This is a genomic window from Rhodococcus sp. SJ-2, assembly GCF_053750035.1.
The window spans coordinates 3,174,190-3,187,422 of the sequence record NZ_CM132340.1; the positions used below are offsets into that span (position 1 = coordinate 3,174,190).

At 66.9% G+C, this 13,233-nt stretch carries 14 protein-coding genes; 9 read left to right on the forward strand and 5 right to left on the reverse strand.

Annotation, left to right across the window (positions count from 1 at the left end; translation table 11 throughout):
• Positions 1 to 55 precede the first annotated feature (55 nt).
• Genes ACSYG9_RS14880 through ACSYG9_RS14890 form a run of 3 tightly spaced genes read left to right on the forward strand, consistent with a single transcriptional unit; the run spans position 56 to position 4,233 of the window.
• Positions 56 to 907 (forward strand): DUF3027 domain-containing protein, encoded by an 852-nt coding sequence (locus ACSYG9_RS14880; protein WP_454838885.1) that lies wholly within the window; start codon positions 56 to 58, stop codon positions 905 to 907.
• Position 908: 1 nt separating this feature from the next.
• Positions 909 to 3,671 (forward strand): sacsin N-terminal ATP-binding-like domain-containing protein, encoded by a 2,763-nt coding sequence (locus ACSYG9_RS14885; protein ID WP_454838886.1) that lies wholly within the window; start codon positions 909 to 911, stop codon positions 3,669 to 3,671.
• A gap of 13 nt (positions 3,672 to 3,684) precedes the next feature.
• Positions 3,685 to 4,233: a phosphatase PAP2 family protein gene (locus ACSYG9_RS14890; protein ID WP_454838888.1), complete on the forward strand. Its 549-nt coding sequence runs from the start codon at positions 3,685 to 3,687 to the stop codon at positions 4,231 to 4,233.
• A gap of 26 nt (positions 4,234 to 4,259) precedes the next feature.
• Here the strand turns inward: ACSYG9_RS14890 and ACSYG9_RS14895 are convergent, their stop codons facing one another.
• Positions 4,260 to 4,508 (reverse strand): DUF2530 domain-containing protein, encoded by a 249-nt coding sequence (locus tag ACSYG9_RS14895; RefSeq protein WP_454838889.1) that lies wholly within the window; start codon positions 4,506 to 4,508, stop codon positions 4,260 to 4,262.
• 81 nt (positions 4,509 to 4,589) lie between these two features.
• Here ACSYG9_RS14895 and ACSYG9_RS14900 point away from each other — a divergent pair, with 81 nt between their 5' ends.
• Genes ACSYG9_RS14900 through ACSYG9_RS14915 form a run of 4 tightly spaced genes read left to right on the forward strand, consistent with a single transcriptional unit; the run spans position 4,590 to position 7,659 of the window.
• Positions 4,590 to 6,059: a solute carrier family 23 protein gene (locus ACSYG9_RS14900; protein WP_440123384.1), complete on the forward strand. Its 1,470-nt coding sequence runs from the start codon at positions 4,590 to 4,592 to the stop codon at positions 6,057 to 6,059.
• 46 nt (positions 6,060 to 6,105) lie between these two features.
• Positions 6,106 to 6,537, forward strand: a complete 432-nt coding sequence (locus ACSYG9_RS14905; RefSeq protein WP_454838890.1) for a MarR family winged helix-turn-helix transcriptional regulator — start codon at positions 6,106 to 6,108, stop codon at positions 6,535 to 6,537.
• A 46-nt stretch (positions 6,538 to 6,583) separates the two neighbouring features.
• Entirely contained in the window at positions 6,584 to 7,390 is an 807-nt protein-coding gene (locus ACSYG9_RS14910; RefSeq protein WP_440123386.1) for a TrmH family RNA methyltransferase, read from the forward strand.
• Positions 7,391 to 7,401: 11 nt separating this feature from the next.
• Complete coding sequence (locus tag ACSYG9_RS14915; protein ID WP_454838892.1) at positions 7,402 to 7,659, forward strand: DUF2537 domain-containing protein; 258 nt, start codon at positions 7,402 to 7,404, stop codon at positions 7,657 to 7,659.
• 12 nt (positions 7,660 to 7,671) lie between these two features.
• Here the strand turns inward: ACSYG9_RS14915 and ACSYG9_RS14920 are convergent, their stop codons facing one another.
• The 4 genes from ACSYG9_RS14920 to ACSYG9_RS14935 form a co-directional block, all read right to left on the reverse strand.
• Entirely contained in the window at positions 7,672 to 8,388 is a 717-nt protein-coding gene (locus ACSYG9_RS14920; protein WP_454838894.1) for a DUF6928 family protein, read from the reverse strand.
• Between the two features lie 24 nt (positions 8,389 to 8,412).
• Positions 8,413 to 9,315 carry a septation protein SepH gene (gene sepH / locus ACSYG9_RS14925; protein WP_440123389.1) on the reverse strand — a complete coding sequence of 301 codons (903 nt, stop codon included), beginning with the start codon at positions 9,313 to 9,315 and terminating at the stop codon, positions 8,413 to 8,415.
• A 246-nt stretch (positions 9,316 to 9,561) separates the two neighbouring features.
• The gene (serC, locus tag ACSYG9_RS14930; protein WP_440123390.1) at positions 9,562 to 10,683 is read right to left on the reverse strand and encodes a phosphoserine transaminase; all 1,122 of its coding nucleotides are present in this window, start codon (positions 10,681 to 10,683) and stop codon (positions 9,562 to 9,564) included.
• Positions 10,684 to 10,749: 66 nt separating this feature from the next.
• On the reverse strand, positions 10,750 to 11,877 hold the full coding sequence (locus ACSYG9_RS14935) for a citrate synthase 2 (protein ID WP_440127669.1): 1,128 nt from the start codon (positions 11,875 to 11,877) through the stop codon (positions 10,750 to 10,752).
• A 166-nt stretch (positions 11,878 to 12,043) separates the two neighbouring features.
• On the opposite strand from ACSYG9_RS14935, the gene ACSYG9_RS14940 reads away from it, so the two are divergent.
• A complete protein-coding gene (locus tag ACSYG9_RS14940) occupies positions 12,044 to 12,514 on the forward strand; it encodes a hypothetical protein (protein ID WP_440123391.1) in 471 nt (156 codons plus the stop codon).
• Positions 12,515 to 12,558: 44 nt separating this feature from the next.
• Positions 12,559 to 13,206 (forward strand): pyridoxamine 5'-phosphate oxidase, encoded by a 648-nt coding sequence (gene pdxH, locus ACSYG9_RS14945; protein ID WP_454842963.1) that lies wholly within the window; start codon positions 12,559 to 12,561, stop codon positions 13,204 to 13,206.
• Positions 13,207 to 13,233: the final 27 nt, after the last annotated feature.

Here is a 13,233-nt window from a genome sequence, read left to right on the forward strand (position 1 = left end):
GGTCTCATGTGTCTTCTCGTGGCCGGGCACCATGCCGGGGCATCGGTCCGGCACAATGGTGCCCGTGAGCGTTGCATCTTCTGCCGTTGCCCCCGGAACGGTTCCTTCGGTGGATCCGGCCGTCCGATCGGTGCTCGCGGAGGCCGTCGAGGTCGCTCGGGCTGCCCTGAGCGAGGTCGGAGAGGGCGTGGTCGGCGCCTATCTGGGCGTCACCTCCGAGGACGAATGCGCAGCCACCCACCGCTTCGCAGCCGATCTGGCCGGGTACCACGGCTGGCAGTGGGCCGTCGTGGTGGCCGCGGCGCCCGAATCCGATCACGTCACCGTCAGTGAACTCGTATTGCTTCCGGGCCCCGAATCGCTGGTTGCGCCCGCATGGGTGCCGTGGAACGAACGCATCCGCCCCGGCGACCTGGGCCCCGGCGACCTGCTGGCCCCTGCGCCGGACGACGAGCGGCTCGTTCCCGGCTACACCGCTTCCGGTGATCCCGACGTCGACGAGACCGCCGGTGAAATCGGGCTCGGCCGCAAACAGGTGATGAGTCTCGAAGGCCGGCTCGCCGCAGCAGAGCGCTGGTTCGACGGTGAATACGGCCCCCGCTCGGAGATGGCGAAGGCCGCACCGTCGACGTGCATGCTGTGTGGGTTCTACCTGCCGCTCGCGGGGTCGCTGCGGGCAGCGTTCGGTGTGTGCGGAAACGAACTCGCCGCCGACGGTCATGTGGTGCACGCCGAATTCGGTTGCGGCGCTCACTCCGATACCACTCTGCCCACCGGCGCGGGGTCGCCGAAGTTCGACGCGTACGACGACGGAGCGGTGGAGGTGGTCGAACTTCCCGGTGCCGCTGCAGAGCCCACCGCCGACCCAGCCGTCACCGAGAACGCGCAGTCGGAACAGATCGACTGACGTGCACGCCTCCGACACCGCGGATCCGTTCGGCACCGCGGCGCTGCGCGATGGTCTCGTGACCGCGTGGCGGTCATCGCCGACACGCTTACGAGAGGACATCGCCACCGAAGCGGATCTCGTCCGCGGCGGATACCGCGACCGGGTCCTGACCGAGCTGGCCCAGAACGCTGCCGACGCTGCAAGTCGTGCCGGAATTCCGGGCACCCTGCGAGTTCGGCGGGTCGGAACCTGCCTGCACATCGCGAACACCGGAGCGCCCCTCGACGAAGCCGGTGTCCAGGCACTGACCGCCTTGCGAGCGTCGAGCAAGAGTGGCGGTGTGGGGCGATTCGGCGTCGGATTCACCGCGGTACTCGCAATTTCCGATGAGGTCGAGGTGCGGTCTCACACCGGGTCCGTCAGGTTCTCCGCCGCGCAGACCCGTGACTTGCTGACCGAACACGGATTGGCCGTGTCCGGCCGCAGCGTGCCGACCCTGCGTCTGGTGTGGCCCAGCACGACCGCACCGGCCGCGGGAAGTGACACCGAAGTGGTGCTCGACGTCCGTTCCGGAATCGACGTCGAAACGCTGCTCGGCGACTTCCGCCGCGAGGCGATGGATCTGTTGCTCGAACTGCCCGCACTGCAGACGATCGTCGTCGACGACGACGAGTTCGTCCGCACCGAACGTGTTCTCGAGTCCGGTCTGCGGGAACTACGCATCGGCGATCACTGCTGGTGGGAGCATCGTGGAGCTTCGGCCCGATGGCTCATGCCCGTCGTCGACGGCGTGGTCCGGCCGGTCGGCGACGACGTGCTCCGCGCACCCACCCGGTCGGACGAGGAACTGTCGTTACCCGCCCTTGTCGTCGCCGACGTTCCGATGCAGCCCGACCGTCGGCGGGTTCTGCCCGGCGCTCCGGTGGAACAGCTTGTCTCGGGCTACGCAGATTTCGTCGCGGCACTGCCCGGCGATCAGCGACTCGCTGCGGTGCCCACACCGGGTTTCGCGCGCAGCGAGGTCGACGGACGCATCCGTGAGGCACTGTTCGACGAGCTTCGTCGCACCAGGTGGTTGCCCGCCGCACGCGGGGGCGACGATCTCGCACCCGACCGCGCGACCGCACTGACCGGACTCGACGACGCTCTTGCCGAGGCACTCGACGAGGTCGTCCCGGGACTGATCTCTCCGGCGTTGTGCTCACCTCGACACGCGGCGGCGCTTGCTGCGCTCGACGTGCACCGCATCGGTCTTGCGCGAGTCGCCGATCTACTTGCCGGGCAGTCGCGGGAGCCGGCCTGGTGGAACAGGTTGTACGAGGCGCTGGCACCCCTGGTCGTCGACGCCGTCGCAGCCGAGGAGCTCGCGGCCCTTCCGGTGCCGCTGTCCGATGGACGGACCGTGACCGGGCCTCGGACCGTCGTCCTGCACGACCTCGGCTCCGTCGCATTTCCGTGGGTGAGGCTCGTACACCCCGATGCGGCGCACCCGCTGCTGACCCGGCTCGGCGCGGGCGTCGCCACAGCAGAGGATCTGCTCGGCGATCCGGCGCTCGCCGCAGCCATCGACGATGTGTACCACGATCCCGACGACCGAGCGGCCGAGGACCTCGCCGCCGTCGTGTTGACGCTCGTCGCGAGGGTCCCCGCCGGGGCCGTGCCCCGCGACCTCGGGAGGCTGTTGTTGCCCGGCGAGGACGGTGAACTCGCCCCCGCTGATGAGCTGCTTCTTCCGGATGCACCTCTCGCGGAGGTTCTCGTCGAGGATTCGCCGTTCGGCACGATCGACGCGGATCAGGTCGAGAAGTACGGCGCTGACGCGCTGCGGGCGATCGGCGTCGGGTGGGGATTCACCGTGTTGCGCGCCGACCTGCCGACCGGACCCGACCACGACCTGCCCGACGAGGACCTCTGGTGGCAGACGATCGATACCGATCCCGACACGCTGGTAGCGGTGCGCGATCTCGACCTCGTCGACGAGACCCGCTGGGAGCGGGCGCTCTCGCTGCTGGCTGCCGAGCCCGGCACCGCGGCGACACTCACCGATCGTGACGGCTACACCGCGTGGTGGCTACGCAATTACGCGGTCCTGGACGATCAGCCGCTCGGCCATCTACGGTACGTGGACGACGCGGTCTTCGAAGGTCTGCTCGATCCGTGCACGCATCCCGACGCGGGAGCATTCCGTACGTGCCTGGCCGGAACCGGGATCGACGATCCCGACCTCGTCGAGATACTCCTCGATCGGCTCGCCGATCCGGGGCGGCGTCCGGACCCCGCCGCTGTCGTGGCTGCGCACACCGCGCTCGCGCAGTCCTACGCCGCGGGCACCGCCGAACTCGACGGCGTGATCCTGCCCGCCGGGGTCCGTAGCCTCGCGGGCTCCGTCGTCGATGCCGCAGATGCTCTCGTGGCCGACCAGCCGTGGTTCGCTTCGGCGATTCCGGCCGATCGGCTGATCGTGGTCGACCACGCTGCCGCGGCCCCGCTCGCCGAGTTTCTCGACATCGCTGCAGCGTCGGCCGTGATGTCCGGCGAACCGACGGCGCCGGGAGAGGCCACGACGTGGCGGCGTGAACCGGATGCGGTGCTCGCCTCGGTGGCGTCGGGCCTGCCGATACCGACGACGCCACTGGTGGTACACGAACAGCTCACGGTGCGCTGTACCGGCGCGATCACCGGCGAGCGTGCGGTGCCGTGGTGGGTCGACGTCTCCGGTACCGTCCACTGCACACGTCTCGGCCTGCCGGCGGCCCTCGCCGGGTTGTCCCGTAGCTCGTGAGCATCGACAGCACGTGAACATCGACGAGGCGACACTCGACTGGGTTGTCGGCATTCGCAGTCCGGAGCTCACTACGGCGCTCACTCTGGTCACTCACGCCGGCGGCGGGATCGCGAACCTGGTGATAGCCACGACTGCGGTGCTGCTGCTCTTACGGATCTCGAGGCCGGCAGACGCGTTGCTCGTCGGGGGAGCGGTGGCCACGGCATGGCCCTTGATGACGGCGATCAAGAATCTGGCGGTCCGGGCGCGTCCGGACGAACCCGAACGACTGCTGGACCTTGCCACGTGGTCGTTTCCATCGGGACACGCGATGATGAGCGCGGTGCTTGCGACGACCCTTGCGGTCGTCGCGATGCGGGCCTGGCCCCGTGGCGATGGCCGGAGAACGGTCGCGATCGCCGGTCTCGGTACCTACACCGTGCTGGTGGGGCTGAGCCGTGTGTACCTCGCGGTGCACTGGTTGACCGATGTCCTCGCCGGGTGGATTCTCGGCTTCGGCTGGGCGTTACTGTGGGTGTGGTTGCTCACGTGGGTGCAGGGCAAGCGGCTACGCGGCTAGCCCGGGACGTCGAGACCTCGGCGGTCTCACTCGAGACCTACCTGCGCACCCCGCCGACCGCGACGCGACGCCGAGCGTTGAACGAGGAACAGGCCAGTTCCCAAGAGCCCCACGATGATTCCGGCGATACAGACGGGAAGTGCAGCCGACCAGCGCTCGCCGGCGATCAGGACCGCGACCGTGGCGATCACCCAGAGCCCCGTTCCGATCACGAGTGCGGGCCGGGGGTCGGCGATGGCGCGGATCCGTCCGGCGATGATTTCTGAATCTCTCACGAATTGCAGATTAGATCCTCAACGCTGCAATAATCTTCACCCGTTGCGACGCACCGTACTCGACGAGCGGAAAAAGTGGACATGGCCGTAGGCACCGATTCCAAGAAATCATCATTCCTGGACACGTACTTCAAGATCACCGAACGAGGTTCGACGGTCTCGCGGGAGGTACGTGGTGGACTCGTCACGTTCTTCGCGATGTCGTACATCGTGGTGCTCAACCCCTTGATTCTCGGCAGTTTCTCCGCCGACGATGCGACCGCGAAGGTCGACGTCCTCGGCAACATCCTGCCGGTCAACCAGGTTGCCGCGGTCACCGCCCTCGTTGCCGGTCTGATGAGCATCATCTTCGGTGTCGTCGCCAACTATCCGTTCGCGATCGCCGCAGGCCTGGGCATCAACAGCCTGCTCGCTGTCACGATCGCCCCTCAGGTGACATGGCCCGAAGCGATGGGCCTGGTCGTCATCGACGGCATCATCATCGTGGTGCTCGCCCTCACCGGTTTCCGCACCGCCGTGTTCAACGCGATCCCGAAGGAACTCAAGGCGGCGATCGCCGCCGGTATCGGCGCCTTCATTGCTTTCATCGGGATGGTCGACGCCGGGTTCGTGCGGCGCATCCCCGACGCGGCAGGGACCACGGTCCCCGTCGGACTGGGTATCGACGGTTCCATCGCGTCGTGGCCGACCTTCGTTTTCATCGTGGGTGTGCTGCTCATGGGTGTCCTCGTGGTGCGGAAGGTGCGGGGCGGCCTGCTCATCGGCATCGTCACCACCACGATCCTCGCGATGATCGTCGAGGCCATCGCGGAGGTCGGACCGTCGCAGGGCACCAACCCGAAGGGCTGGAACCTCGGTCTTCCCGCAGCACCCGATTCCTTCATCGGCCTCCCCGACCTGTCCTTGGTCGGCGACGTGAATCTGTTCGGCGCGTTCACCCGTATCGGCGTGATCGCCGCGTCGTTGCTCGTGTTCACCCTCGTGCTCGCCAACTTCTTCGACGCGATGGGCACCATGACGGGCCTGGGCAAGGAAGGCAACCTCACCGACAAGGACGGTAATCTGCCGGGCATCGGCAAAGCCCTCGTCGTCGAAGGCGCCGGAGCCATCGTCGGTGGCGGAGCCTCCGCATCGTCGAACACGGTGTTCGTCGAGTCCGCGTCGGGCATTGCCGAAGGGGCCCGTACCGGCCTCGCCAATGTCGTCACCGGCCTGATGTTCCTGCTCGCGATGTTCCTGACCCCCCTCTACGAGGTTGTGCCGATCGAGGCCGCGGCCCCCGCACTCGTCGTCGTCGGTGCGCTCATGATCGGTCAGGTCCGGGAGATCGACTTCACGAAGTTTGCCGTCGCGCTCCCCGCCTTCCTGACGATCATGGCGATGCCGTTCACCTACTCGATCGCCAACGGCATCGGCGTCGGCTTCATCACCTGGGTCGTCCTCCATGCGGTGAGCGGCAAGGCGCGCACCATTCATCCGCTGCTGTGGATCGTGGCGATACTGTTCGGGCTGTACTTCGCCGTGGACCCGCTCACGGAATTGCTCACCTGACACAGCGGCGGGTCGAAGGCCCGATCTGTCCCGTATTGTGCTCGCCATGATCTCGGACACACGGGCACTCGCAGGCGACCTCGCGCTTGCTGTGGTGCGTTTGACGCGGCATCTGCGGGGACAGCGTAGCCATTCCCGAGTCACTCTGACGCAGTTGTCGGCCATGCAGACGTTGCGGACGGAGGGGGCGATGACGCCTGGAGTGCTCGCGTCCCGCGAACGGGTGCAGCCGCCGTCGATGACCCGTGTGATCGCGTCGCTGAACGAACTCGGCCTCGTAGATCGCACTCCGCATCCCACCGACGGCAGGCAGATCATCGTCAAGTTGTCTTCTGCAGGAGACAGCTTGCTCGCCGATGAGCACCAGGCGCGTGAAGTGTGGCTGACCGAACGCCTCACGAAGCTCGATGACGACAGCATCGCGATCTTGCGCGACGCGGTGGGCATCCTGACCGAATTGGTGTCCGAGGAAGACTAGTCGAGTCCGATGCGGCGATCGTGTCTCCGACTGGGAGAATGTTGTCGTGGTTCACGTCATCGACATCGACGATCCCGCCGATCCAAGGCTGGACGATTTCCGCGATCTCAACTCCTCCGACCGGCGTCCTGATCTTCCAGGTCGCAAGGGTTTGGTGGTCGCCGAGGGTGTGCTGGTGGTGCAGCGCATGCTCGACTCCCGATTCCCGTTGCACGCCATGCTCGGTGTCGATCGTCGTCTCGGTGAACTCGCCGACGACCTGTGCGACGTGGACGTGCCGTTCTACAGGACCGACGCGGCGACCATGGCAGAGGTGGTCGGTTTCCACCTCAATCGCGGCGTGCTCGGGGTCGCGTATCGGCCCGAACCGCTCGACGTCGTCGAAATGATCGAGAAGGCAACCACCGTTGCGGTACTCGAAGGCGTCAACGATCACGAGAACATCGGCTCGATGTTCCGCAATGCCGCAGGGCTCGGTGTCGACGCTGTGCTGTTCGGTAAGAGCTGCGCCGATCCGTTGTACCGGCGCGCGGTGCGCGTGTCGATGGGGCATGTTCTGCGAGTCCCGTTCGCGCACGTCGAGCAATGGCCGAGCGACCTCGATACGCTGCGTGACTGCGGCTTCCAGCTGATCGCGCTGACCCCGAACCCGGAGGCGATGCCGCTCGCCGAGGTGATGACGGGGGAGAAGGTTGCGTTGCTGCTCGGCGCGGAAGGACCCGGCTTGACCGAGCAGGCGATGGGCGCCGCCGATGTGCGTGCCCGGATACCGATGGCGCCGGGGACCGATTCGCTCAATGTCGCGACGGCCGCGGCGATGGCGTTCTACGAACGGGTTCGGATTCCGCGGTGAATATGACTTCCGTGCCCTCGCCGACCCCGTGGTCGACGGGGCTACCGCTGTCTGTGTTCGTCTTCGCGATGAGCGCGGTAACCCTCATCGCGATCGGGGACGTGCTCGCAGACATTCATCCCGCGGTTGCGGTACTGGTCAATGTCGTGGCTGTCGTGGGAGCCCTCCCGACCTTTCTTCTTTGGCGACAGCGAGAGGTATGGCGGTGGGTGGCGTGGGGTATCGCTGCCGCAGTGCCTGTGGCGTGGGGGGGGCTGCTGCTCGGATGAGTGCGGGGTGACCTACAGGCCTACTGCGCGACGCCACCAGGAGCGTGTGGGCTGTTGTCCGGCCGGTGCGGCAAGCGGTGCGGGTTCCCCTGGCCTGCGCAGGGTGAAACTCCATACCTCGATACCGCTCGGCTCGGGCTCGTCCTCGGCGCGACCGACATACCGGAATCCGAGCCATGCGGCATTGGCGGCTTCGACAAGGCGCCGGGGATGGAACGGCAGTGCTTCGGGGTGCGGAACAGAGCCGGCAGGCCACCGCATGGGGTGTTCGCCCGACCAGTACGGACGCTCCCATAAGAAGGGGATGCCCTCGTCCTCGTAGAACTCGATGGCACCGGCCCCGAACGCGCGCCGGAGCGTACCGCGCTCCCATGCCGCGAACGAGCCCCACCCACCGGCCGCGTCGGACACGATCAGGTAGGTGCTCTCCGATGCGAGCGTGTGCAGCCAGTTGGCACCCACCGCGGACGGGCGACGATGGATGAGTTCGCGGCTGCACACCACCGTGACACCGGGGAAGCTGCCGACGAAGACTGTGTTGTCGTCGAACTCCGTATCGTCCGGCCCTTTTCCTGCAGCGACCTGTGCGAGCGTCGCGCGACCGCCCGCAGTGGCGTGCCGATCGGGATGCAAGCGCGTGAGCAGGGCATGCGCGGTATCGCGGTCGGGAGTTGAATTACGCAGTACCGCAGCCGGATCCGGGGCGTCGACGTACCAGAGTGTCGACACGACCGCCGCCATCGGCGTCGGCCCTCAGGCGCGTCCGTTGCTGCGGACGCCGAGTAGTACGTCGTCCCAGGACGGAAGTGCGGGCTTGCCGCGCTTGTCCTTGCTCGGGTTCGCTGCCGACTTGGCCGAGACGGCAGCGCCGCGCTGGGTGTCGGTATCGTGCTCGGTGACGGTCGGCATCGACCGGCCCGCCTCCACGACGGGTACCTCGTGCTCTTCGGGCTCCGGCTGTCGATCGATGACGACCGCGTCGGCCGGTGGGGCGACGAACCGCTCGGTCTCCGACTCCACTGTGTCGTCGATGTCGCGGGACGAGTACACAGGCGTCAGGTAACGCAAGGGGCGACCGCAATCCGGGTCGACGAGGTCGGCGGCGATGTCGTCGAGCGCCGAAATGGTGCCGCCGTGTGCATCGGGCTGATAGCGCCAGTGCGCCGCATTGGTGGAGCGACCGGCCTGCCACTCGAGCTGAGCGACCCAGTGCCCGTCGTCGTCGCGCCACGCATCCCACGTCGCCTCGTCGAGGTTGTGGCCCCGCGAGCGGAATGCCTGTGTGACGATCTCGAGGAGCGTTTGCACGGCGGGACCGTCGGGGCGCACCGGGTGCCCCTGCTGTGCCATGTCGGCGGCACGGGAACGCTCGAGGAGCACCGGGTAAGCGAATCGCTCGACCTTCGAGATCGGGATTCCTGCTTCCTCGGCGACCTGTTCGACGGATGCGCCTGCCCTTATGCGGGCCTGGATCTCCCGTGGGCGGAGGGTGCTGGCGGTTTCGATCTGGATCTGTCCCAGCCGGGCGAGATCGCCGCGTGATGCGGCGCGGAGTGTGTCATCGACTGGAATGCGGAACTTGTCCCCCGTTGTGGGATCCGCGAGCACGACATGCTTAGCATCCGGCTCGAGACCCACCACCTTCAGTTCTCGCACACTGACCTCCTCGCGCCGGCTCGCGATCGACTTGCCCGAGATTATCGGAGTTGTCCGCGATCCGGGAGGCGGACACGCCGCGCCACGCCGGGTCGGATCACAGGAATTCCGGTCGGAGGCGTTATCGTACTGAGTTTGCCGATTATGTCTCGATGTGTGGTTGAGGGTTTTGGAAAAGGCGCGAGGGCCGGACCCACAGGGTCCGGCCCTCGCCCCGATGCTGCGACAGCGGTCGCAACATCGGGATCAGAGCTGGGAGACGACCCAGTCGATGCTCTTGGTCAGCTGCGTGATGTCTTCGGGGTCGATCGCCGGGAACATGCCGACACGCAGCTGGTTCCGGCCCAGCTTGCGGTACGGCTCTGTGTCGACGATCCCGTTGGCCCGCAAGATCTTCGCGACCTGCGCCGCATCGACGGACTCGGCGAAATCGATGGTACCGACGACCTGCGACCGCAGAGCCGGATCGGTGACGAAAGGCGTGGCGAACTCGGAGCCCTCGGCCCACTCGTACAGACGCGACGACGAATCCTTGGTGCGCGCGACCGTCCAGTCCAGGCCACCGTTGCTGTTCATCCACTCGATCTGATCGGCGAACAGCAGCAGCGTTGCGAGCGCAGGCGTGTTGTAGGTCTGGTCCTTGCTGCTGTTGTCGACGGCGATCGGCAGCGACAGGAACTCCGGCGTGAACCGGCCCGATGCCTTGATCTCGGCGACGCGCTCGAGCGCTGCCGGGCTCATCAGCGCGATCCACAGTCCGCCGTCGGCCGCGAAACACTTCTGGGGCGCGAAGTAGTAGACGTCGGTGTCGGCGATGTTCACGGGAAGTCCACCCGCGCCCGACGTGGCGTCGATCGCGATCAGCGAGTTGCCGGACCCCGCGGGACGGGACACCGGCACAGCAACACCCGTGGACGTCTCGTTGTGTGCCCAGCCGATGAGGTCGACCGACGAGTCGGCGACGATTTCGGGAGCCGAACCCGGATCGGCGCTCACGACGACCGGGTCGCCGATGAACGGGTTGTTCTTCGTGACGGTGGCGAACTTCGACGAGAACTCGCCGTACGTGAAGTGCTGCGAACGTTCGCGGACCAGGCCGAATGCTGCGGCATCCCAGAATGCAGTGGTGCCACCATTACCGAGGACCACCTCGTAGCCCTCGGGCAGCGAGAAGAGATCGCGCAGCCCCGAGCGGACACGAGCCACGACGTCCTTGACAGGCTTCTGGCGGTGACTGGTGCCGAACACCGAAGCGCCGACGTCGACCAGCGACTGCAGCTGCTCGGGGCGGACCTTGGAGGGACCGCAGCCGAAGCGGCCGTCTGCGGGCTTGAGATCGGCGGGAATGATCGGTGAAGCGTCAGCCATCGGAAAGCGTGTCCTAAGCGTCGAGGGACAAGTGCAGCAGTAGTCTAAACCGCCTCGCGTGGCCGATCACCGATGTGTGATCGAATCCCATCCCGCGACGGTGGCGGCAGCGCGGGGGTCGGGGCCCGTGTAGATCGCGGCAGGACGCACCAGCTTGCCGAGTTTCTTCTGCTCGAGAATGTGTGCGCACCAGCCGCCGGTACGACCGCAGGTGAACATCGCGGGCATCATCGCGGCGGGAACCTCCGCGAAGTCGAGGATGACCGCGGCCCAGAATTCGACGTTCGTTTCGATCGCGCGGTCCGGGCGGCGTTCACGCAGCTCGGCGAGGGCGGCCTGCTCGAGTGCGGCGGCGGCCTCGTAGCGCGGCGCGTCGAGGCGCTTGGCGGTGGCGCGCAGCACGCGGGCACGAGGGTCTTCTGCGCGGTAGACGCGGTGCCCGAAGCCCATGAGCTTCTCTTTGCGGTCGAGGATGCCCTTGACCATGGCGCGTGGATCGCCGGTGCGCTCGGTCTCTTCGATCATCGGCAGCACGCGCGCCGGTGCCCCGCCGTGGAGGGGACCGGACATCGCGCCCACTGCGCCGGACAGCGCGGCCGGGGCGTCGGCGCCGGTAGAGGCGATGACACGGGCGGTGAAGGTGGAGGCGTTCATACCGTGCTCGGCGGCGGAGACCCAATAGGCGTCGATGGCCTCGACGTGTTTGGGATCGGGCTCGCCCTTCCAGCGCACCATGAAGCGTTCGGTGACGGTCTGTGCCTCGTCGACCCGTTTCTGGGGCACGGCAGGCTGGTAGATGCCGCGCGCGGACTGGGCGACGTAGGACAGGGCCATCACCGCGGACCGGGCGAGGTTGTCGCGCGCGGTTTCGTCGTCGATGTCGAGCAGGGGTGAGAAGCCCCAGATGGGTGCGAGCATCGCGAGGCCTGCCTGGACGTCGACACGCACGTCGCCGGTGTGGATCGGCAGGGGGAACGGTTCTGCGGGGTGCAGTCCGCGTCCGAACTCGCCGTCGACCAGCAGCGCCCACACGTCCCCGAAGGTGACGCCCTTGCCGACGAGCTCTTCGATGTCGACACCGCGGTATCGCAGTGAGCCACCGTCTTTGTCGGGTTCGGCGATGTCGCTGGTGAAGGCGACGACGCCTTCGAGTCCTGCGACGAAATCCTCGGGTACGGACGCGTGTGGTGCCATGACGGTGTGGCTCTCCTCGTTCACGTGCGGCCCGGTCCGGGCGGCACTGCCGGTGGAATGAGTGCGCAGTGTTGTGATCGGCAGCTCATCTCTGTCGTCGAAGAGGACTCTAGTCTCCCAGTCCATCTTCGACCTCCGGGAGGTGCTCGCTGTGGATAATCGGCGAATGGCCGACTCGCAGCAGGAAATCAAGGACGTCCCGAGCAGCATCGCGAGCCCGCCGCACGGGGAGCGGCAACCCGAACGACAGCGCCTCCGCAAACTCGCGCAGGCCGCGCTCAACGCCGACATGACCGTCGACCAGCTGCAGACGATCATCGGCGATCTGGACCGAACTCTCGGCAACATGGACCACACCATCAGCGGACTGGACGGCGCGATCGCCGGGCTCGGCGTCACGCTGGCCCGCTTCGACAGAACTCTCGACCAGGTCGACGCGACCGTGAGCCAGATGAGTGACGTCGTCGGTCGGCTCGAAAGGGTCACCGGCCGCCTCGAGTCGCTCGTCGACATCGCCGAGATCGCCGTCCGGCCCCTTGGTGCACTCGAGTGGGCGGGTCGCAGTATTGCTGTCCGTCTCGGCTGGGGCGATCGCTCAGAATCCACCGACCGGCGAGAGACGGCGATCTCGGAGTAGCGTCCACATCCGTGCAGCACGATCCGCAGAACCCCTTCGCGTCCATGCGCGTGGACTACACCCCGGCGACCCCGGTAACGGTGTCGCCGGACGTCGATCTGAAGCCGGAAGACGTCGCCGACGGCTGGTTTCCGCTGGCACGACGGTGGCTGGCCGACGCGGTGTCCGCAGGTGCCCCCGAACCGAACGCCATCGTTCTCGGCACCGTCGACGAACACGGTCATCCCGCGACCCGGACCGTGTTGTGCAAAGGAATCGATGCCGACGGCGTCACCTTCTTCACCAACTACGGATCGGACAAGGCACGTCACCTCGACGCTGTGCCCTACGCGTCCGCAACCTTCGTGTGGTTACCGCTGCACCGGCAGATCGGTATCCGAGGCCAGGTCACTCGAATCCCGGCCGAGGAGACGGAAACCTACTGGCGGACTCGGCCGCGCGGGTCGCAGCTGGGAGCGTGGGCATCGCATCAGTCGCAGCCCGTCGCCTCGCGCGCCGACCTGGACCACGCACTTGTCGAGGCAGGCGAAAGGTTCGGTGTCGACGACATTCCGGTGCCTCCTTTCTGGGGAGGATTCCGCATTTCTCCGGAATTCGTCGAGTTCTGGCAGGGCAGGCCCAACAGGATGCACAACCGTGTCCGGTCCCGGCTCGTTGATGGCAGGTGGCACACGCAACGGCTGCAACCGTGATTCGAGTGTGCAGTTGTTGTCGCGACC

Bases quoted from the DNA above. Each gene is read 5' to 3' on its own strand.
- ACSYG9_RS14880 (WP_454838885.1), top strand. From the start codon at position 56: ATGGTGCCCGTGAGCGTTGCATCTTCTGCCGTTGCCCCCGGAACGGTT.
- ACSYG9_RS14900 (WP_440123384.1), top strand. From the start codon at position 4,590: ATGGCCGTAGGCACCGATTCCAAGAAATCATCATTCCTGGACACGTAC.
- ACSYG9_RS14905 (WP_454838890.1), top strand. From the start codon at position 6,106: ATGATCTCGGACACACGGGCACTCGCAGGCGACCTCGCGCTTGCTGTG.
- serC (WP_440123390.1), bottom strand. From the start codon at position 10,683: ATGGCTGACGCTTCACCGATCATTCCCGCCGATCTCAAGCCCGCAGAC.
- ACSYG9_RS14935 (WP_440127669.1), bottom strand. From the start codon at position 11,877: ATGGCACCACACGCGTCCGTACCCGAGGATTTCGTCGCAGGACTCGAA.
- ACSYG9_RS14940 (WP_440123391.1), top strand. From the start codon at position 12,044: ATGGCCGACTCGCAGCAGGAAATCAAGGACGTCCCGAGCAGCATCGCG.
- pdxH (WP_454842963.1), top strand. From the start codon at position 12,559: ATGCGCGTGGACTACACCCCGGCGACCCCGGTAACGGTGTCGCCGGAC.